20 protein-coding genes and 1 pseudogene are annotated in these 18,331 nt (G+C 71.3%); 16 read left to right on the forward strand and 5 right to left on the reverse strand.

What is annotated here, in order from left to right:
* Positions 1 to 43 precede the first annotated feature (43 nt).
* Genes J1792_RS24515 through J1792_RS24535 form a run of 5 tightly spaced genes read left to right on the forward strand, consistent with a single transcriptional unit; the run spans position 44 to position 6,498 of the window.
* Positions 44 to 1,375 carry an ATP-grasp domain-containing protein gene (locus J1792_RS24515; protein ID WP_242646582.1) on the forward strand — a complete coding sequence of 444 codons (1,332 nt, stop codon included), beginning with the start codon at positions 44 to 46 and terminating at the stop codon, positions 1,373 to 1,375.
* Positions 1,372 to 2,697, forward strand: coding sequence for an ATP-grasp domain-containing protein (locus J1792_RS24520; protein ID WP_207248223.1), 1,326 nt, complete (start codon positions 1,372 to 1,374; stop codon positions 2,695 to 2,697). The genes J1792_RS24515 and J1792_RS24520 overlap by 4 nt, the downstream gene beginning before the upstream one ends.
* The gene (locus J1792_RS24525) at positions 2,694 to 3,956 is read left to right on the forward strand and encodes an ATP-grasp domain-containing protein (protein ID WP_207248224.1); all 1,263 of its coding nucleotides are present in this window, start codon (positions 2,694 to 2,696) and stop codon (positions 3,954 to 3,956) included. Before J1792_RS24520 ends, J1792_RS24525 begins: the two co-directional genes overlap by 4 nt.
* Positions 3,953 to 4,855, forward strand: coding sequence for an EamA family transporter (locus J1792_RS24530; RefSeq protein ID WP_086567021.1), 903 nt, complete (start codon positions 3,953 to 3,955; stop codon positions 4,853 to 4,855). The genes J1792_RS24525 and J1792_RS24530 overlap by 4 nt, the downstream gene beginning before the upstream one ends.
* A complete protein-coding gene (locus J1792_RS24535) occupies positions 4,852 to 6,498 on the forward strand; it encodes a DUF885 domain-containing protein (RefSeq protein WP_086567023.1) in 1,647 nt (548 codons plus the stop codon). Before J1792_RS24530 ends, J1792_RS24535 begins: the two co-directional genes overlap by 4 nt.
* An 88-nt stretch (positions 6,499 to 6,586) precedes the next feature.
* Here the strand turns inward: J1792_RS24535 and J1792_RS24540 are convergent, their stop codons facing one another.
* On the reverse strand, positions 6,587 to 7,045 hold the full coding sequence (locus J1792_RS24540) for a winged helix-turn-helix transcriptional regulator (protein ID WP_086567025.1): 459 nt from the start codon (positions 7,043 to 7,045) through the stop codon (positions 6,587 to 6,589).
* Positions 7,046 to 7,132: 87 nt separating this feature from the next.
* On the opposite strand from J1792_RS24540, the gene J1792_RS24545 reads away from it, so the two are divergent.
* The 5 genes from J1792_RS24545 (at position 7,133) to J1792_RS24565 (ending at position 11,297) form a co-directional block, all read left to right on the forward strand.
* Entirely contained in the window at positions 7,133 to 8,362 is a 1,230-nt protein-coding gene (locus tag J1792_RS24545) for an MFS transporter (RefSeq protein ID WP_086567026.1), read from the forward strand.
* A gap of 335 nt (positions 8,363 to 8,697) precedes the next feature.
* A complete protein-coding gene (locus tag J1792_RS24550) occupies positions 8,698 to 9,120 on the forward strand; it encodes a nuclear transport factor 2 family protein (RefSeq protein ID WP_086567028.1) in 423 nt (140 codons plus the stop codon).
* Positions 9,121 to 9,187: 67 nt separating this feature from the next.
* Positions 9,188 to 10,282, forward strand: a complete 1,095-nt coding sequence (locus J1792_RS35150) for a GRAS family protein (RefSeq protein WP_207248225.1) — start codon at positions 9,188 to 9,190, stop codon at positions 10,280 to 10,282.
* Entirely contained in the window at positions 10,200 to 10,928 is a 729-nt protein-coding gene (locus J1792_RS35155) for a phosphotransferase (protein ID WP_207248226.1), read from the forward strand. The genes J1792_RS35150 and J1792_RS35155 overlap by 83 nt, the downstream gene beginning before the upstream one ends.
* Positions 10,929 to 11,117: 189 nt before the next feature.
* Positions 11,118 to 11,297, forward strand: a complete 180-nt coding sequence (locus tag J1792_RS24565) for a hypothetical protein (protein ID WP_207248227.1) — start codon at positions 11,118 to 11,120, stop codon at positions 11,295 to 11,297.
* Positions 11,298 to 11,446: 149 nt separating this feature from the next.
* Here J1792_RS24565 and J1792_RS24570 read toward each other — a convergent pair whose 3' ends face one another.
* Together J1792_RS24570 and J1792_RS24575 are read right to left on the reverse strand one after the other, a co-directional pair.
* A complete protein-coding gene (locus J1792_RS24570; protein ID WP_207248228.1) occupies positions 11,447 to 12,016 on the reverse strand; it encodes a peptide deformylase in 570 nt (189 codons plus the stop codon).
* Positions 12,013 to 12,747 carry an XRE family transcriptional regulator gene (locus J1792_RS24575; protein WP_207248229.1) on the reverse strand — a complete coding sequence of 245 codons (735 nt, stop codon included), beginning with the start codon at positions 12,745 to 12,747 and terminating at the stop codon, positions 12,013 to 12,015. The genes J1792_RS24570 and J1792_RS24575 overlap by 4 nt, the downstream gene beginning before the upstream one ends.
* 43 nt (positions 12,748 to 12,790) lie before the next feature.
* Here J1792_RS24575 and J1792_RS24580 point away from each other — a divergent pair, with 43 nt between their 5' ends.
* From J1792_RS24580 to J1792_RS34465, 5 genes are all read left to right on the forward strand, one after another.
* Positions 12,791 to 13,159 (forward strand): hypothetical protein, encoded by a 369-nt coding sequence (locus J1792_RS24580; RefSeq protein ID WP_242646583.1) that lies wholly within the window; start codon positions 12,791 to 12,793, stop codon positions 13,157 to 13,159.
* Positions 13,160 to 13,342: 183 nt separating this feature from the next.
* Positions 13,343 to 14,074, forward strand: coding sequence for a glycosyltransferase family protein (locus J1792_RS34450; RefSeq protein WP_242646584.1), 732 nt, complete (start codon positions 13,343 to 13,345; stop codon positions 14,072 to 14,074).
* A gap of 31 nt (positions 14,075 to 14,105) precedes the next feature.
* Entirely contained in the window at positions 14,106 to 14,357 is a 252-nt protein-coding gene (locus J1792_RS34455; RefSeq protein WP_242646585.1) for a hypothetical protein, read from the forward strand.
* Positions 14,354 to 14,731: a hypothetical protein gene (locus J1792_RS34460; RefSeq protein WP_242646586.1), complete on the forward strand. Its 378-nt coding sequence runs from the start codon at positions 14,354 to 14,356 to the stop codon at positions 14,729 to 14,731. The genes J1792_RS34455 and J1792_RS34460 overlap by 4 nt, the downstream gene beginning before the upstream one ends.
* A complete protein-coding gene (locus tag J1792_RS34465; protein ID WP_242646792.1) occupies positions 14,716 to 15,219 on the forward strand; it encodes a hypothetical protein in 504 nt (167 codons plus the stop codon). The genes J1792_RS34460 and J1792_RS34465 overlap by 16 nt, the downstream gene beginning before the upstream one ends.
* A 26-nt stretch (positions 15,220 to 15,245) precedes the next feature.
* On the opposite strand, the pseudogene J1792_RS24595 reads toward J1792_RS34465, so the two are convergent.
* A pseudogene (locus tag J1792_RS24595) lies at positions 15,246 to 16,253 on the reverse strand (IS481 family transposase); the annotation flags it as partial.
* Positions 16,250 to 17,428 (reverse strand): Cmx/CmrA family chloramphenicol efflux MFS transporter, encoded by a 1,179-nt coding sequence (locus tag J1792_RS24600; protein ID WP_207248230.1) that lies wholly within the window; start codon positions 17,426 to 17,428, stop codon positions 16,250 to 16,252. The pseudogene J1792_RS24595 and the gene J1792_RS24600, both read right to left, overlap by 4 nt.
* A 296-nt stretch (positions 17,429 to 17,724) precedes the next feature.
* Here J1792_RS24600 and J1792_RS24605 point away from each other — a divergent pair, with 296 nt between their 5' ends.
* A complete protein-coding gene (locus J1792_RS24605; RefSeq protein WP_307843084.1) occupies positions 17,725 to 18,246 on the forward strand; it encodes a P-loop nucleotide/nucleoside kinase family protein in 522 nt (173 codons plus the stop codon).
* Positions 18,247 to 18,331: the final 85 nt, after the last annotated feature.

Below are 18,331 nucleotides of genomic sequence, written 5' to 3' on the forward strand. Positions count from 1 at the left end.
CCGTGCCGCGCCCCCGCCCGCCGGTGAGGAGGCCGGATTGAGCATGAAAAACGCCAGTGGAGTGCTGCTGCTCAGCCATGTCGGGTTCTCGTTCATGGAGGACCTCGTCAGCACGGTCACGGCGCGGGGGCTGAAGGTCTACGTGCTCAGCTCGCTGCCGGAGCCGCACTTCCAGGCATCCAGGCCCGGGGCGCTGGCGGACCTCGCCGACGATGTCCGGGTGACCGACGGGCACGTGCTGACTCCGCGCGATGTCGAGGACCACCTCGACCGTCTGGAGGCCGCGGGCGCGTCGGTGTCGTGCTGCCTCACCGTCTGGGAGGGCTACCGGCACCTGATGGCGCTGGCCAACGCCCGCCTCGGGGTACCGGACCTGGACGAGAAACAGGTCCTGGAGCTGCGCGACAAGCTGACGCTGCGGAACCGGCTCGCCGACGCCGGCCTCAGCCGGGGCCGGGCGTCCGCGCTCACCCCCGGGACGCTCGCCGAGCGACAGCGCGACGGCGGGCGCTATTTCGTGAAGCCGGTCAGCGGCATCGCCTCGTTCGGAACGTTCCCGCTCACTCCCGGCACGACCTGGGCCGACCTGGAACGCATCGCCGCCGAGGCCCGGGCGGACACGGTCTACGCCAGCGCCTTCACCGCCGACGGGATGGAGTTCCTCGTCGAGGACTACGTGCCCGGGCGGGAGTTCAGCTTCGAGGTGGTCGTCGTCGACGACGAGCCGCATGTGGTGGCCGTGCACGAGAAGTGCGAGGTGACGGAGACGGCGGGCACCGTGCTCGAGAACGCCTGCGTCAGCCCGCCCACGAGCCTGTCGCAGGAGGAGATCGGCGTCGGGATCCGCTGGGTGGCGAGCGTGCTGGACACCCTCGGCCTCGGCTGGGGCTGTTTCCACGTCGAGGCACGGCACGCCCCGGGCGGCTGGGATCTGATCGAGGTCAACCCGCGCGTCGGCGGCAGCCTGATCTCGCCCAGCGTGGCGGCGCTGACCGGCGGTCCCAACCTGCTCGACCTCTGGCTGGACTCCCTGCTCACAGCCCTTCGGCCGGACGGATTCCGGAAGGATCTGAAGGCCTTGTCGTTCGCGGAGGACGGCAGCACGCCGAGCGGGAACGCGACGTTCTTCCGCGTCTTCTTCGCCGACCCCGGCACGATCCGTGAGGTGGGACTGAACGACGGACTCCCGCTCCAGCCGGTCGTGACGCACGTCCTGCTCGAGCCCGGCGACGTCGTGGAGTCGTCCTCGCGCGAGGTGTTCCTCGGCCAGCTGCTCTGGAGCATGGACCTGACCGGCCGGGACGCGGTCCTCCCCGAGCTGATGCCCGCCTCCGAGCGGGCGATCGAGATCGTGTACGAGACGGAGCGCGCATGACCAGGCCGATACTCCTCATCGTCGACTACAACCTGAGCCGGATCGACGAGGTCCGCCACCTGCGGGACTACGCCCGCGAACGCCACGGCGCGACGGTGGTCCTGATCCGCGCCGATCCCACCGAGGCCGACCACGCCATCGCCGACGAGGTGATCGACCTCGATCCGCTGCGGGACGACTTCGCCGAGATGGGCGAGAAGCTGCTCGGTGACCGGCGCGAGCGGATCAGGGCGGGCATCGTCTTCTCCGACAACGCCGTGCGCAGCGGGGCCGAGCTGCTCGAGCGGCTGGGCGTGGCGGTCGACGCGTCACCGCCGGCCGAGGGCGCGTTCTCCAAGTACCGCTACCGGCTCGGTGAGGCGCGCGTCGCCGACCTGCTGGCCGCGCAACGGGTGATGGTGCCCGACTTCGCCCAGATCGCCTCGCTCGACCGGCTGAGGGACTTCGCGCGCGACCACCCCAAGGGCTTCGTGGTCAAGCCCGCGGCGGAGGGCAACAACCGGGGCGTCGTCGTGGTCCGTAACGGCGACGACCTGACGGCGGCGTTCGCCGAAGTCCTGCCCTATCTGGAGGGCGGGGTCATCTGCGAGGAGCTCATCCCGTATCGGCGCGAGTACTCCGTCGACGGGCTGGGCCCGCTGGTGTTCCTCACCGAGAAGATCAGCGCGAGCGGCCGGTATCCCGTCGAGATCGCGCAGGTGCTGCCCGCCGGGCTGGACGACCACGAGCGCGCGACGCTGGAGCGGGCGGGACGGCAGGCGAACTGGCTGGTCGGCCAGTGCGACGGGCCGTTCCACAACGAGATCAAGCTGAGCGACGACGGGCTGCACGCCGCGGTCGTGGAGCCCAACCGGCGGCCGGGCGGGATGAAGATCTGGGAGCTGGCCCGCTGGGTCTACGGGATCGACCTGCACCACCACTGGATCGACACGGCCTTCGGCACGGCCGCCGGCGTGGGACGGCTGGTGCCCGGCTGCTCGGCGGCGACGGTGCTGCTCGGGGTCGGCAGCGACCGCTCGTTCTCCCCGGACGACGTCGCGGCCGGCGCGGACCCGTTCGCGGACGCCGTCCAGGACACCGCCGAGCGGTTCGGCCTGGCCGACGGGGAGCTGACCGTCACCGAGTTCTCCTGGCTGTCGCGCGAGCGCCGCGACCTGCATGCCGTGGCCCGCGACAACGCGGACTTCGCGGCGCAGGGCTGCGTCGTCCTGCGCGGCGACCGCGCCGACATCCGGCCCGTCGTCCACGCGCTGCGCGAGGCGTGGTCGGAGGCCCTGGACCGCGCCCTCGAACTCCCCGCCCCCGTAAGGAAGTCCCGATGAAGATCCTTATCCTGCATCGCGTGCCCTACTTCAAGATTGAATACCACCGAGGGATCTCTCATGACCGGCACGAGGTCACCTATTTCGGGACCGACCGGGCCCTGGCCACGCTGCCGCCCGACCTGCGCTGCGAGCGGGTGAGCCGTCCGGGCGAGCGCCCGGCCTTCGAGGAGGCCCGGGACTGGCTGGCGGAGCGTCCTCGCGCATTCGACCGGATCATCTCGGCGTCGGAGTACGAGTTGCTCGACGCCGCCCGGCTGCGCGAGCATCTGGGCGTCCCGGGCGCGGCGTTGGACCAGGTCGCGCTCGCCCGCGACAAGGTCCTGATGAAGCGGGCGGTCGAGGAGGCCGGTCTCCGGGTGCCGCGTTTCCTCCCGTTACCCCGCTTCCTCGAACTGGACGGCCGGGTGCCCTGGTCCGGCCGGACCGTCCTCAAGCCGCACCGGGGCGCGTCCAGCGAGGACGTGCTCGTGTTCGACACCCCACGGCAGGCCGCCGCGGCGGTCACCGGGCGGCAGGCCGGCGTCGCCCGCCTCGACGCCGGGAGCGGCCTGGAGGACTTTCAGGTCGAGGAGTTCGTCTCCGGGCCGATCAGGCACTTCGACGGCCTGGTGCAGGGCGGCGAGGTCCTGGTCCTCAGCGCCAGCGAGTACGTGGGCACGTGCCTGGAGTACGCGCAGGGCGAGCCGATGGGTTCGTTCCAGATCGAGTTCTCCGAGGAGACGCGCGCCTGGGTGTCGCGCGCCCTGGCCGCCGTGCGGATCGAGGACGGCAGCTTCCATCTGGAGGCGATCGTCCACGAAGGGGAGCTGGTCTTCCTGGAGGTCGGCAACCGGGTCGGGGGTGCCGACGTGGTGGCTTGCGTGGAGCTGGCCACCGGCGTCCACCTGCCGTCGTACGAGCTGCGCGTCCTGCTCGGCGAGCGCATCGCCGGGACGCTCCCCGCGCCGCCCGCCGACCGCCGCTGGTACGGCTGGTTCGTCCACCCCGGCCACCACCTGGCCGGGCGGCAGTACTTGGGCCTCGAGGGGACCCTGGCGTTCCGGGCCGGTCCGCGCGTGGTCGCCTGGCACGAACTGCCGTCCGGCGCGCCGCTGCCCGACCACATCACCTACCAGGCCGGAGAGACGGTCCTCGCCGGGATCGTCGCGGGCGACGCTCCCAAGGAGACCCGGGACTGGATAGCCGACTTGTTCGACTCCCTCTCGGTCCGTACCCGCCCGGCCGCCCCCACGATCCCGGAACAGGTCTCTGCATGAAGAAACAGCACATCCTGATCGCGGTCGCCGTCACCGCGATCTGGGGCCTCAACTTCTCGGTCATCAAGATCGGGCTCAAAAGCGTCGACCCGCTCATCCTGGCCGGTATCAGGTTCGCGCTCTGCGCGCTGCCCGCGGTGTTCTTCCTGAAGCGGCCGCAGGTGGCGTGGCGGTACATCATCGGCTATGGGCTGGTGTTCGGCGTCGGGCTGTGGGGCGTGGTGAACCTGGGCATCAAGGCCGGGGTGTCGTCGGGGATCTCGTCCCTGGTGCTGCAGTTCAGCGCGTTCCTGACGATCCTGCTCGGGGCCGTGATATTCCGCGAGAAGCTGTCGCGGTTCCAGTACCTGGGAATGGCGGTCGCGCTGGTCGGCCTGTTCTCGGTCACCTTCGTCACCGACGGCACGGTGACGTTCGCCGGCGTCGCGCTGGTGCTGTTCGGCGCCGCCGCGTGGAGCGTCGCCAACGTGATCATGAAGAAGGCCAAGCCCAAGGACACGCTGTCGTTCATGGTGTGGTCGAGCCTGTTCTCGCCGGTCCCGCTGTTCCTGCTGGACCTGGTCGTGAACGGCACCAAGGGCTATACCGAGTTGCCGCACCAGCTCGGGTGGGCGGCGGTCCTGTCCCTCCTCTTCCAGGCGTACCCGAACACCGTGCTGGGATACGCCGTATGGAACTGGCTGCTCCGCGAGTACCCGGTGTCGACCGTCGCGCCGCTCTCCCTGCTCGTCCCGGTCTTCGGCATGGCGGGCTCGATGGTGATCTTCAACGAGTCGCTGCCGCCGCTCAAGCTGGTGGCCGGAGCTCTGATCGTCGCCGGCCTGGTCATCGGCCTCTACGGCAAGCGGCTGGCCGAGTCCAGGAGCACCGCTCGGATCCCGTCGTCGGTGAGCCGATGACCACCCTGAACGATCTCGCGGACCGGTACGTGGACGAGCTGGCCGCGCTGGATCCGTGCCTGGCCGCCGTGATGGGCATCGCCGGGCAGGAGGAACGGCTGACCGACTTCGGCCCACGGGCGGCCCAGGCCCGCGCGGAGCTGGCGCGTCGCACGCTGAAGGCGGTCGACGACACACCGGTCGCGGGCGACGCGGAGCGGGTCGCGGCGGCGGTGCTGCGCGAGCGGCTCGCCACGGAGGTGGCGCTGGCCGACGCCGACGCGTACGGCACGCTGCTGGACACCCTCGACGGGCCGGTCCAGCGGATACGGCACGCGGTGGGGCTGCTGGACCAGGGCGGCGACACCGCGTGGGACACGTTGCTGGCACGGCTGCGGGCCGTCCCGGGCGCGCTGGCGGGGCTGCGCGAGAGCCTGGAGGCCGCGCGGCGCGGCGGCCGGGTCGCGCCGTACCGCCAGGTGGCCCGCAACGCCCGGGAGTGCCTGGACATGCGGCCGTACCTGGCGGGGCTGCCCGCCGGGCACGGCGACGGTGTGTTGCGGAGCGCTCTGGACGAGGCCGCGGCGGCCGCGAACCAGGCGCTGACGGAGTTCGCGGCGTACCTGTCGCAGGAGCTCGCCGCCGATGCGCCGGAGCTGGACGCGCTGGGCGCGGACCGCTACCAGCTGGGGGTACGGGAGTTCCTCGGCACCCGGCTGGACCTGGCGGAGACCTACGCGTGGGGCTGGGAGGAACTGGCCCGGGTGCGACGGGAGATGGCCGAGGCGGCGGCGCGGATCGGGCCCGGCGAGCCGGTCCCGGCGGTGCTGGCGGCGCTCGACAGCGATCCCCGGTACCAGGTGAAGGACGCGGCGGCGTTCCGCGACCTGATCCAGGAGCTCGCCGACGGCGCCATCGCCGATCTCGACGGGACGCACTTCGCGATCCCCGAGCCGCTGCGGCGGATCGACTGCCGGATCACCCTCGGAGAAGGGGTCGCCGTCTATCTGGCGCCCAGCGAGGACCTGTCGCGCCCCGGGACGGTCTGGTGGCCGCTGCCCGGCTCGGACGCCCCGATCCCGGTGTGGAAGGTGCCGGGCACGATGTTCCACGAAGGCGTCCCGGGCCATCACCTGCAGCTGGGCGTGACGACCCTCAACACCGCCACCCTCAACCGGTTCCAGCGGCTGTCGTGCGAGCTGCACCCGGCGCACGTCGAGGGGTGGGGCCTGTACGCGGAGCGGCTGATGGAGGAGCTGGGGTACCTCGACGACCCGGCGCACCGGCTGGGAATGCTGGCCGCGGGGCAGCTGCTGCGCGCCGCGCGCGTCGTGCTGGACATCGGGCTGCACCTGCGGCTCCCGATCCCCGTGGGCACCGGGTTCCATGAGGGGGAGCGGTGGACTCCGCGGCTGGGCCGCGAGTTCCTCGCCGAGCACTGCGGGCTGGGCCCGGCGGGGTTCGTCGAGTTCGAGATCGACCGGTATCTGGGGCGCCCCGGCCAGGCCCTCGCCTACAAGCTGGGCGAGAAGGTGTGGCTGGAGGCGCGGGACGCGGCCTGCCGCCGCGACGGTGCCGCGTTCGACCTCAACCGGTTCCACCGACGCGCCCTGGACCTGGGGCCGATGGGCCTGGACCTGCTGCGAGCCGAACTGGCCCGCTAGTCCTGGGTGCGACGAGCGGTACGGCCACGGTGCGCGGGCATGCCACCGTGGCCGACTGCTTTGTGTCGGTTTCCAGCTGGTCCGGCTTCTAGCTGGCCCGGCGCACATGGGTGCTGTCGGCGTCGACGAGGGCGCCGTCGGCGCCGGCCGGCGCGATGTCCGGCACAGGGGTGCCGTGCTGGTCGACAAGGGTGGAGTGGGTCTCGCCCGGGTCGAAGGCGTGGCGTTCCCCCCACTGCCGCAGGGTGAGGATGACCGCGAAGAGGTCGCGTCCGGCGTCGGTGAGCACGTATTCCTGGCGGCGGCCCGACGGCGCGGTGCGCTGGACGAGGAGCCCGTGAGCGATGAGCTTGCGGAGCCGGTCCGTGAGGATGTTGCGGGCGATGCCGGTGCGTCGCTGGAACTCGGTGAACGACCGTGCCCCGTCCATCGCGTCACGGACGACGAGCAGGCTCCACCTGTCGCCGACGAGGTCGAGCGTACGGGCGACGGGGCAGTCGGGGTCGGTCCAGCCGGAGTTCGGGGCGTACGCGGTGGTACGCGACATGACACCTCCCGATGGGTTGCGGATTGAAACCATCATGCCGTACCGTCAAAACGGTTGCAATCTGCTACTGATTGGGGATGGGGCGCGATGAACGTGTGGCGGCGTCTGCTGCTCGCGGTGGTATGCGGTGTCGCGGTGGCGAGTATCTATGCCGCGCAACCGGTTCTGGAGCCGATGGGACACGATCTCGGCCTGTCGGCGGATCTCTCCGGGTGGATCGTCTCGACCGGCCAGTTCGGCTACATCGCGGGGCTGTTGCTGCTGGTTCCGCTCGGCGATGTGGTGGCCGACAGGCGCCGGCTCATCGCCGTGCACCTGGTGGTCACCGCGGCGGGCATGATCCTCACGGCCACGGCGGCGGCCGCGTGGATGGCATTCGTGGGGCTCGCGGCGGCCGGGGTGTTCGCGGTGGTGGTGCAGACCACGGTGGCCTACGCCGCGTCGGTCTCGCCACCCTCCGAACGCGGACGGAACATCGGTGTCGTGACCTCGGGCGTCGTGATCGGCATCCTGGGCGCGCGGGTCGTCACCGGCGCGCTGGCCGACATGTGGAGCTGGCGGAGCATCTACGCCGTGCTCGCGGCGCTGTCGATCGGGCTCGCGGCCCTCGTCCTCGCCGTACTCCCCCCGGACGAGCGCCCCGACGGACACACCGGTCCGGGGTACAAGAAGACCCTCGCCTCACTCGGCGACGTGTTCACGGATCGCCTCTTCCTGACCCGCGGGCTCATCACGTTCTTCCTCTTCGCGTCGTTCGGAACCCTGTGGAGCGGCGTCGCCCTGCCGCTGGCGGACGCGCCGTGGCACCTCAACGAGAGCCAGATCGGTCTCTTCGGCATCGCAGGCCTCGCCGGCGCGCTCGGCGCGGCACGCGCCGGACGGTGGGCGGACGCGGGACGGGCGATCCCGGTCAGCGGTTTCGCGCTCGTCCTGCTGATCGCCTCCTGGGCGGCGATCGGGCAGCTGACGTGGGCGCTGTGGCTCCTCGTCATCGGAATCATCACCCTCGACTTCGCCGTCCAGGCCGTCCACGTGAGCAACCAGCACATGCTCACCTCCGCACACCCGGACCGCCTCAGCACCGTCATCGGCAGCTACATGGTCTTCTACTCGCTCGGCTCCGCCCTCGGCGCGGCCGCGACCACCTCCCTCTACACCTCCCACGGCTGGGCGGGCTCCAGCCTCCTCGGGGCCGGCTTCGCGGCCTGCGGACTGATCGTCTGGGCGACCAACCGGAGGCTGTCGACCGGTGGCACGCACGTCCCGACGGAGGGAACGGCCACACAGCGGGTACGGGAGGAATCGCAGGTTCTCTGAGCGAGCCTTGGCTTCTGTAGTGCAGTGCCGGGACCTGGGCCTTCTTGCCGGATGTACGAGGCGAGGGGGGCCAGGTCCTCGCGTCAGCGCCTGCTGGCTGGTGGTCAGCTCTTCGGCGGCCCGCCCGAAGTGCGGCGTCCCGGTGGTCGTGACGAACGCGCGGACCCGTGCGAGGCCGAGATCCATGCCGCTGTCCTTGTGCGACAACCGTTCGTTGTCGGCCAGGCGGATTCGTTGTTGGCCGGGCCACCGCCCCGCGCGGTCAGATGGTCCCAGACGCCACACCCGGTCACATCCGAACGACCGGGAAACAACAACCGCCGAAGGACACGACCATGACCATGGCCATGACCAGCACCGACCCCAGGACCGTCGTCGTCCGCTACGTCGAGGCCGTCCGTGACGGCGACGCCGACGTCATCCACGACAGCTTCGCCGAGGACGCGACCTGGCACTACCCGGGCGACCTGCCCATCTCCAAGGTGTGGCGCGGCCGCGACGTGATCATCAACGACTTCCTCGGCGGCATGGGACCGATCCTCGTCCCCGGCACCTTGGAGGTCGAACTGGTCAGCACGATCGCCGAAGGCGACCGCGTGGTCGCCGAATGGACCTCCAAGGCCAAGACCGTCCACGGCGGCATCTACGACACCCGCTGCCTCGGCATCTATACCGTCCGCGACGGAAAGATCATCTCCGTCGTCGAGTACGCCGACACCCAGCACGTGGCCGCGACCCTCTTCCCGGATTTCGACTGAGGTGTTCTCGCTGTCGGGGCGTGGGGCTGTTTCACGGCGTTGCCGCCATGAGACGGGCTGTGGCCCGTTGAACACCACCCCCGTGGTCACCTCCCTGCTCGCCGCACCGCTCCAGCGGGCCGGTATCGAGCAAGCCACCGTCCTCTCGGTGGGCATCGGCCACGCCCGCCAGGAAGAAGCTCTCCTCGACGAGCTGGCTCGCCCCGGGGCCGCGTTGCGCCGGTGCACGGTTGTCGGCATGGACCCCGACACCGAGAGCCTCGCCAAGGCGGAGAAGCGGCTACGGGACAGCGACGCCGTGACCAAGTACGGCCTGGACCTCGACTTCCTCGCCATTCCGAGGATCGCCGAAGAGGCGGCCGGCTGGCAGTGCACAGCCGCCCTGAACGGGGTGCTGGTGGTCAACTCCACGCTGGCCGTGCACCACATGCAGGATCCGCTGCCCGGCCATGACGCCCGCGATGAGTTCTTCCAGCGGCTGCGGCTCCTCGATCCGGCCGTCGTGGTGCTCACGGAGTTCGACTCCGACCACCATGACGTCTCCCTGCCGCAAAGGTTCTTCAACTCCTGGAGCTTCTTCGGCTCCATCCTGCGGGCCATCGAGGACAGCGCCGCCGACGAGGCGGAGAAGGATCTGATGACGACGTTCTTCCGGCGCGAGGTGATGAACATAGTCGGCGCCCGCACCGACGCCCAGCGCTTCGAGCGCCACGAACCCGCCCGCACCTGGCTCGAACGCTTCCACCGCTGCGGCTACACCCCCGTAAGCCCCGAACCGCCCTCGACATCGTCCACGGCCACCACGCCGTGCTCGCGACACCCGACCACGTCGGCCTCGCCCACCGTGACCGCACCATCTGCGCCGTCATCGCCGCGAAGCCGGCGGGCTGACCGCGGAATCCACACCGTCGCCGCCGACGAAGGCAGCGCGGCCACCGGAAAATGCGGCTGCATGAGCGGGCGGGCCGCGGTAGAACCGACTCATGGACGACGAGCAGCGCTTGCCTGGCGGCAGGACAGTGGGAGCGGTGCGGCGCGGTGGCACGGTCCATCGGCCCGTCCAGCCGTGGACATCCGCGGTGCACGCGCTGCTGCGCCATCTGGAGGCGGTCGGGCTGGAGGGCGCGCCCCGGGTCCTGGGAGTGGACCGCCAAGGGCGTGAGGTCCTGACCCATCTCGACGGCGAGACCGCGGGCGAAGACCTCCCCTGGCCCGCCTGGGTGTACTCGAGGACCGCGCTGGAGGAGGTGGGCCGGTGGGCCCGGAGGCTGCACCATGCGACCCGGTCCTTCGTCCCCCCACCGGATGCGCGCTGGCTCGCCGGCCAGACGTGGCGGCCCGGCCTGGTCATCGGCCACCATGACGCCGCCCCCTGGAACGCTGTCTGGCGCGACGGGAGCCTGGCCGGCTTCTTCGACTGGGACACCGCCGGCCCGTCGACGCGTGAGTTCGACCTGGCCTTCATGGCGTTGACCTGGGTTCCCCTGCACGCGCGCCGGTTTGCCGAGCGGACCGGCTTCACCGCCTTCGAAGACCGCTCCCGCCGGCTGCATCTGCTGCTCGACGCCTACGAGTACGAAGGCGACCGCTCGGCGTTCGGAACCGTGGTGGCCGCGCGGGCCAGGACCAACGCGGAGGTCATCCGCCGCATGGCCGCCGCCGGCGATCCGGTCTACACGGCGCTGGAGCCGGTCGCCGTCGACCTGGATCAGGCCGCCCGTGAAGTCGACATGCTGCCCGCCTCCTTCTGGCTCCCCCCGGTCCGAGGCCGGAGCACATTCCATGGAGCGGATGACGGGCCCGAGTAGCCGAAACCGGGGTCCGAGCAGGAACGGAACAGGGAACCGGTGTTGCTGTCAAAAGTTGACGTCGAGCCTCGTGCGGTGGACGGTGCAGGCTTCGGGGTCGACAGCACGGTCGGCCTGCTCGGGCGCGTCCTCGTCGAAGGTGCCAGGCGGCACCACCATGACCACCTCCTCCAGCGAGGTCCAAGGCCGTTGAGCCACGCGGACGACAGCGGTACCGGCTCCTCGGGCACCGCCACGGCGTTGGTGCCGGTCAGCGTCAGCGCGTGGGAGCAGCCATCGATCACGTGGACGGACGCGGTCACCACGGGCATCGTCTCGCAGCCCCAGGCGAATCCGGAGGCCGGCGCGTGCCGGACGAGGGCGCTGTAGGCGTCGAGGCCGGGCTGGTGGACGACTTCAGCGACCCGCATCCGCGGCGTGGAGATGATGGAGAACGACCAGGCGCTGTGCTGTCGCGCTCAGCTCGTCGGTCACACCAGGCCCAACAAGCCCGGCCGGCCCCACGCACGGGCCGGGGGTTATTGGCCGTACGCCCATGCGCGGCCGGTCTGCCGGTACTCCTCCACCGGGATCGGTTTGACACCAGGCCGCATGCGGGCGGTGTAGAGAAGGCCGTCGAGGTGGTCGATCTCGTGGGCGACGAGGCGTGCCAGGCCCCGCTCGTACACCGTGGTGACCTCGCTGCCATCCAGCTCAGTGGTCACCACCGTGATCATCAAGGGGCGGGGCACCATGCCGCGGACGTCGAAGAAGCTCAGGCACCCCTCGTACTGCTCGTCCATCTCCTCGGAGGGGGCGGTGATGCGGGGGTTGAGCAGGACGATCGCCGCGGCGGCGGGGTCGGCGGGCTGGACGACGGCCGCCGCCCGGCCGATGCCGACCTGCGGCGCCGCGATTCCCATCCCCTTCGCGAAGGGATGGACGCGCGCGATCCGCTCCATCGAGGCGAACAGCGTCTCGACGGTCTGCTCGGCGGTGTCCTTCTCGGCGGGCAGGTCGAAGGGCCGGGCGACCTCGGCGAGGACGGGGGCGCCGTGCTGCACGACGCCGAGGTCACGCATCTGCTCGCTGGGCCTCACCGTCGTCACGTCAGCTCCCTGTCGCTCATCTTGGTCTCGGGCCGGGCCGCTCGGAATCTCCATTCGAGACGGTACCGGGCGTGCAGGGCCGGTTGGGAAGTCGTCCAGGAGAACAACCTGATCCCCTTCTCGTCCCTGCGGACGGGGGCGGTCCGCAACGGGGACGCCTCGGCGGTCATGGACGTCTCGGTGCCCCAGACCACCGGATCGAGGGAGGCGGGGAAAGCAAGCTGGACCTCCAGATGCTCGGTAGGCAGCCGCACCGCCCGCTGGAACCAGCGGCCCCACTTCTCATCCCCCACCGAGTACGCGTACTCGATCCACACGGACTCACCGGGATAGAGCGGGAAGCGGCCCTGGCCGTTCTCGAACAGCAGCCAGACCTCCTTGAACGCGTCGCGGTCGTGCTTGGCCTCCCACCACATCGCCTCACCCCGGCACATCGCGCTCAGCGCAAGCTCCTCCCAGGTCAGCGGATGGGTGCGATAGTGGGCGTTGGACCGCTCCGGCTCGCCCGGATACCGGTCGACGCTGATGCGGATCAGGTAGCGAGTGACCGGCTCGGTGCCGGTGTTCCGCAAGCGCCGGCGCATCGTCAGCCGGTACAGACGGCCGTCGTAGTCCAGCCGGGCCGCGTCGTGCTCGACGACCAGCGCGGAGCCGGTCGCGTACGGCTGCTCGGCCACCGCGCGCGGAGCCGGTGCCGCCGCGACCGCCCGCCCGGTGCGGGCTTTGGCCACTTCGTAGTCGCACCACCGCTTCCGCCGGGACGCCCTGCGGGAGATGGGCGAGGCCGTCGACGTCCTCGCCGCCCTCCCGGGCAAGGTCGAGTTCTGCCGGGACACGGCCGGGACCACCCGCTTCAACCAGAGCCCGTATCACGCGTGGAAGGCGGGGTTTCGGGAGTGCGCGATGCTCGCGCGCGGCAGCGAGTACGGCATGAACGACGCCGACGCCCGCGCCAGGCTCGACGCCTGGAGGTCCAGCAACACCGGTGACTTTGCCACCTACGCCGCGGCCGGCGCCCGCGACGGCATCGCTTTCGCCCGCGATGCCGCCCGCGACCCGGCCCGGTTCAACCTGCTCAACGATCCCGTGTGGCTGCGCGAGCACTTCACGGCCGCGCACGGCGAGCAGGCGGGCGCCGGATGACCACCGGTCACCCTCCGTTGGTGCTGATCGAGCCGTACGCGCACCACCTCGGCGGGCACCACCCACGCACCCTGGCCGCGCTCGCCGCGGCCAGGCCCGGCGCCCTGGTCATCACCCCGTACGGCGCCGCCGACCCCGCTCCCCTCCGCCAGGCCGGGGCCCGGCTGGTCACCGGCGGCCGCGGTGCTGCTGGTCGCCGCCCAGTGGGCGAACGCGGTCTCAACCGCCGTGCGGAAGGCGTTCGCCTCCCGCCGGTGGCCGCTCGCGCTACGGCGAGCCCCTCACCAGGTCACCCTCCTGGCCCGGTGCCTGACCGAGGCCGCGTGCCTGCGCACGACCCGCCGACTCGTCCGGGAGCCGGCTGCGGTGGTGGTGCTCAGCGCGAGCGAGGCCCTGCACGGCGCGGCTGCCCTCCTCGGCTGTCAGCCGCATCTGCGGTTCATCCACGAGGCGGTCACCACGGAGGACGCGCCGGTCCGGCTGCTCGGGCACCTCGCCCGCCGGGGCGAGCGGCAGGTGGTCGCGCTGTATCCGACGGCGGCCGTACGCGAGCAGTTCGCCGGCGCCTTCCCCGGCCTGGCCGGGGTGGCGCGGGCCTTCGCGGTCGACGACGGACACCGGCTCACCGACGCCGAGCGGGACGGCGCCCGCACCACCTTCGGCATCCCCGACGGCGCCACGGTGGTGTGCCTGGTCGGCGGCTGGTGGCCGTACAAGGACATCGCCACCGTCGACGCCGCCCTCGCCCGGCTCACCTCGCCGATGCACCTGGTGGTCACCGGCACCCCGCTCGACGAGGAGGTCCTGGCCCGCTGGCACGAGCTCCCGCAGGTCCACCTCCACACGGTGCCCGGGCCGGTCGGCGAGCAGGTCCTCCGCCTCGTCTACGCCGCCGCCGACGCTGGTCGCCCGTAGGCCCGGGGTGGGCAAGGAGTCCGGGCTGGTCATGGACACAGCCCGCCTCGGCGTCCCCCTTCTCCTCTCCGGTTACGACCCGGACCTCACCGCCCGTCTCACCGGGCAGCCCTGGGCCCGGCTCTTCCCCGTAGGCGACCCCGGCACCCTCGACGCTCTCGCCGCCGGGCTGCCGCCCCGGCCCGGCCCCGGGTCCCCGGCGGTGCTGGGCATGGCCACGGCAGCCGAGCAGGCCGCCTTCCTCACCACCACGTACGCCCGCCTCCTCGAGGCGCTGCGATGACGCCCGCCCCGCCCGCGCTGGTCGCGGTGATCGGCCCCGTCGAACCGGCCCTGCTGACCTCCTGGACCACCCACTACCGCAGGCTCGGCATCACCGACTTCCGCCTCGCCTTCCACTTCCCCGACCACGTTCTCAGCCCCTGGCGGCACCAGCTGCTGGCCACCGCAGCCGAGCTCGGCATCGCCCCGGTAACGGTCAGCACCGGGCCGTGGCACGAACACACCAACACCGAGCACCGCGACGCACTGCGGGAGCAGTCCGGGCCCGGCTGGCACCTGCTCGCCGACTCCGACGAGTTCCACACCTTCCCGGCCCCGCTGGAGGAGGTGATCGCCACGGCGGAGGAGACAGGGCGGCGGTGGTCGGCGGGTTGATGCTCGACCGCGCCGCCGCCGACGGCCGCCTGGCCCACTGGCGGCCGGAGACCGGGCTGGACCGTGCGTTCCCGCTCGGCGGCCACCTCACCCACCGGCTCCTGCGCGGCGACCCCCGCAAGATCGTCCTCGCACAGCCCGGAATCGCCGTGGCCTCCGGCAACCACCACGCCCCCGGTCACAAGCCCGACCCGGACGCGCTGGCGTGCGTGCACCACTTCAAGTGGCGCGCGGGTGTCCTGGAGGACCTGCGGCGGAGGGTGGAACGGTTCACCTCCGGCGCCTGGGCCGAGCAGAGCCCGGCCGTCCGGGACGAGGCCGGGCGGCTGCTGGACCACGTCGACCGGCACCACGGGCGCATCGACGTCGCCGACCCCCGCCTGGGCTTCCGCCGCGTGGCCCTGGACGGTCTGCCGGCGGGCTGGGCGGCCGAGGCCCGCGGCATCGTCACCCGGTGGCGGCCGCCTGTCGCTAACGGCCACCGGTAGCGGGGCTCGGTCGGCGAGAATGGGGAGGTGTTGCTGGCCATGACGTTGGTGACGCTCGCATGGAGGCGTGAGGCTGGAGGACGGTTTCCGGCGGCGGTGTGAGGCCGGTGGTAGTTGTAGTGGATGTTCCAGACCGCGATCGCCCGGGTCCGCTCTTCCTCGGAGCTCCACTGACGGGCGTAGAGCAGCTCTTCGGCGAGGATGCGTTGGTACCGCTCGACTTTGCCGTTGTGCCGGGGCGTGTAGGGCTTGGTTCGCTGGTGGCGGGAGGCCCGCGAGGTCACTGAGCGCACGAAGACTGCGGCGCGGTAGTTGGCGCCGTTGTCGGTGACCACGCGAACCACCCGGTGGATGCCATGGGCGGCGAAGAACGCGCGAGCGCGACTGAAGAACGCCACGGTGGTAGCGGCTTTCTCGTCGGGGAGGTGCTCGGTGTAGGCGAGGCGGGAGAACCCGTCGACGGCGGAGTGCAGGTAGACGTACCCGCCGTTGGCGCCGGCGGTCTTCGCGCGCTGGGCCGCCTTGGCCTGTGCAGAGCCGCGGCCGTGGGCCCGCCATCCGCCGCCGTCGGGGATGCGTCCGACCTTCTTGACATCCAAGTGGATCATGTGGCCCGGGTAGCGGGCCACGATCCGTCCCGGCGGGCGCCGGTTGGCGGACCCGTCGGGGTCGAGGAACCGGCGGTGGTTGATGCCCAGCCGCGCCAGCCACCGGCCCACGGTGCGTTCGCTGATCCGCACACTCTGGCCCGCCAGCTCGAGCGCGATCCTGCGGGCGGACCACTTGTTGTCCCGCCGCAGTCGCTCGATCCGTTCGACGATCTCGGGCGGGGTCTGGGTCGGTGAGGAGTGCGGGACGCTCGGGCGGTCCAGCAACCCGGTCTCGCCGTACTTGTCGTACCGGTTCTCCCACTTGGACAGGCAAGCGCGGGAGATGCCGGCCTCGGCGGCGATGTGGGCGATCGGTCGGGTGCGGCAGCGTTCGACAAGCCTTCGTCGTCCCTCGATGGTCAAGGGGGCGTTCGCGTGCGTCACTGGACTACCTCGCTGCTGCGACCGGCTGCGATCACACCGCGCAAGGGGAACGCGACGAGCAGCGCGACCAGGACGAGGAGTCCGCTTGCCCAGAGCGGCCCGAGATTCCCGGCTGCCGTGCCGAGGGTCGTCGCGGCGATGAGGGGTCCGACGGCGGCGCCGACGTTGAGCGCGGCGGTCGCATAGGCGCCGGCCATGGTGGGCGCTGCTGCCGCCTCGTAGAGGACCCGCGTGATCAACGTGCCGCCCAGCGCAAACGACAGCGCGCCCTGGACGAACACGAGGGCGAGCAGAGCAGCCGGCTTGTCGGCCAGGACGGCCAGGGCCGGCCAGCCGATAAACAGCAGCGGACCGCCGACCGCAATGACCGGGCCGGGGTGCTGGTCGGAGAGCCGGCCGGCGACGGTGACCCCGGCGAAGGAACCGGCACCGAAGAGCACCAGGGCGACGGAGATCCACAGCTCGCCCAGCCCGGCGGTGTCGGTCACGACGGGGGCGAGGAAGGTGAAACCGGCGAAGGTCGCCGCGTTCACCATGGCACCGAGCAGCATGATCAGAAGCAACCGCGGCCTTTTGAGCTGCGCGAGTTCCGATCGCAAGGCCGGCCTGCCAGCAGCGACCTTCTGCACACGTCGCGTCGGGATCCCTTTGACGATGCCGATGGCTGCGGGCAGACAGAGAGCGGCGACGGCCCAGAAAGTGGCCCGCCAGCCGAACAGCGTGCCGAGCACCGATCCCCCTGGGACACCGGCGACCGTGGCCACCGTGGTGCCCGACAGCAGCACAGCGAGCGCGCGTCCCTTCTTGTCGGGCGAGACCAGTGTGGTGGCGGTCGTCAGCGCTACGGCGAGGAACCCCGCGTACGCGAGTGCTGCGACCACACGCGTCACCATCAGGACCGGGAAGCTCGAGGTGGCAGCGCCCACGACGTGGGCTGCCATGAACACGAGGACGAACCTCAGCAGGCTGGACCGTCCGGGCCAGTTGCGGGCAAGCCCGGCCATGAGCGGGGCACCGACGATCATTCCGATCGCGAATGCCGAGGTGAGCATGCCTGTTGTCCCGACTGTCACGTCGAGGTCCGAGGCGATGTTCGGCAAGAGGCCGGCGAGCATGAATTCCGAGGTGCCCATGGCGAAGACCGCCACGGCGAGCAGATACAGCGGGAGAGGCATCGAGTGGCTCCGAGGTGAGGAGAAGCACGAGAAGGTCATCTCGTCACCGCGGTCAGCCCCAGGGGCGCACTCGTCCGGCCGCAGAACGCGGCGAGACGGCAGGACTACGAACTCAGTGGTTCAGGGGGCTGACGGCGTGACCGAAAGCCCCCACCGTGTCTGACTCAGGACTCGACATGGCCCGCACGGTACCTGACCGATGCCTGTCAAGGCACATCGGTTTCACAGCTGTCGGCATGTGTCACCAACGTCATGACCCGCAACACCTAGGACCAGCTGGGAAGGGAGAGACGGACGTGACGGAGCGCGCACCGACGGCGGTGTTGCTGGTGGGCATCACCGGCTCCGGCAAGACCACCCTCGCCCAGGCCCTCGCCGAGCGCGGCATGGTCCGCCTGTCCGTGGACGAGGAGGTCCACCGCCTCCACGGCCGCTACGGCGTCGACTACCCCGAGCACACCTACTTCGAGCGCGAACGCCCCGTCGTCGAGGCCGTCCGCCGCCGGCTTGCCGAGCACCTGGCCGCCGGGCACGACGTCGTCCTCGACCACGGCCTGTGGCTCCGCACCGACCGCAACGCCTGGAAGAAGCTCGTAGAGGCCGCGGGCGGCCGGTGGCGCCTGGTCTACCTGCCCATCGAGAAGGACGAGCTGCTGCGGCGTCTCGCCACGCGCAACGAGCGCGAGGACGCCAACGCGCTGACTGTCAGCCCCCAGGCGCTGGACGACTTCTTCGCCCGCTTCGAGCCCCCGGCCGACGACGAGCAGGCCGTCGTCTACACCGGCGACCTCGACGCTGTGCTCGCTCCCATGAGCTGACCGGCGCCGCTTCACCAGTTCATCCCGCTCCATGGGGCCGTTATCCCCGATCCGGTGCGTGCCCTTGTCATGGCTGCGATCATCG

The sequence above is a fragment of the Streptomyces triculaminicus genome, from assembly GCF_017349075.1.
In the GTDB taxonomy this organism is placed as follows: domain Bacteria; phylum Actinomycetota; class Actinomycetes; order Streptomycetales; family Streptomycetaceae; genus Streptomyces; species Streptomyces triculaminicus.

Bases quoted from the DNA above. Each gene is read 5' to 3' on its own strand.
- J1792_RS24580 (WP_242646583.1), top strand. From the start codon at position 12,791: ATGGGCGAGGCCGTCGACGTCCTCGCCGCCCTCCCGGGCAAGGTCGAG.
- J1792_RS24535 (WP_086567023.1), top strand. From the start codon at position 4,852: ATGACCACCCTGAACGATCTCGCGGACCGGTACGTGGACGAGCTGGCC.
- J1792_RS24540 (WP_086567025.1), bottom strand. From the start codon at position 7,045: ATGTCGCGTACCACCGCGTACGCCCCGAACTCCGGCTGGACCGACCCC.
- J1792_RS34455 (WP_242646585.1), top strand. From the start codon at position 14,106: ATGGACACAGCCCGCCTCGGCGTCCCCCTTCTCCTCTCCGGTTACGAC.
- J1792_RS24515 (WP_242646582.1), top strand. From the start codon at position 44: ATGAAAAACGCCAGTGGAGTGCTGCTGCTCAGCCATGTCGGGTTCTCG.
- J1792_RS24520 (WP_207248223.1), top strand. From the start codon at position 1,372: ATGACCAGGCCGATACTCCTCATCGTCGACTACAACCTGAGCCGGATC.
- J1792_RS34460 (WP_242646586.1), top strand. From the start codon at position 14,354: ATGACGCCCGCCCCGCCCGCGCTGGTCGCGGTGATCGGCCCCGTCGAA.
- J1792_RS24545 (WP_086567026.1), top strand. From the start codon at position 7,133: ATGAACGTGTGGCGGCGTCTGCTGCTCGCGGTGGTATGCGGTGTCGCG.
- J1792_RS24600 (WP_207248230.1), bottom strand. From the start codon at position 17,428: ATGCCTCTCCCGCTGTATCTGCTCGCCGTGGCGGTCTTCGCCATGGGC.
- J1792_RS24525 (WP_207248224.1), top strand. From the start codon at position 2,694: ATGAAGATCCTTATCCTGCATCGCGTGCCCTACTTCAAGATTGAATAC.
- J1792_RS24530 (WP_086567021.1), top strand. From the start codon at position 3,953: ATGAAGAAACAGCACATCCTGATCGCGGTCGCCGTCACCGCGATCTGG.
- J1792_RS24550 (WP_086567028.1), top strand. From the start codon at position 8,698: ATGACCATGGCCATGACCAGCACCGACCCCAGGACCGTCGTCGTCCGC.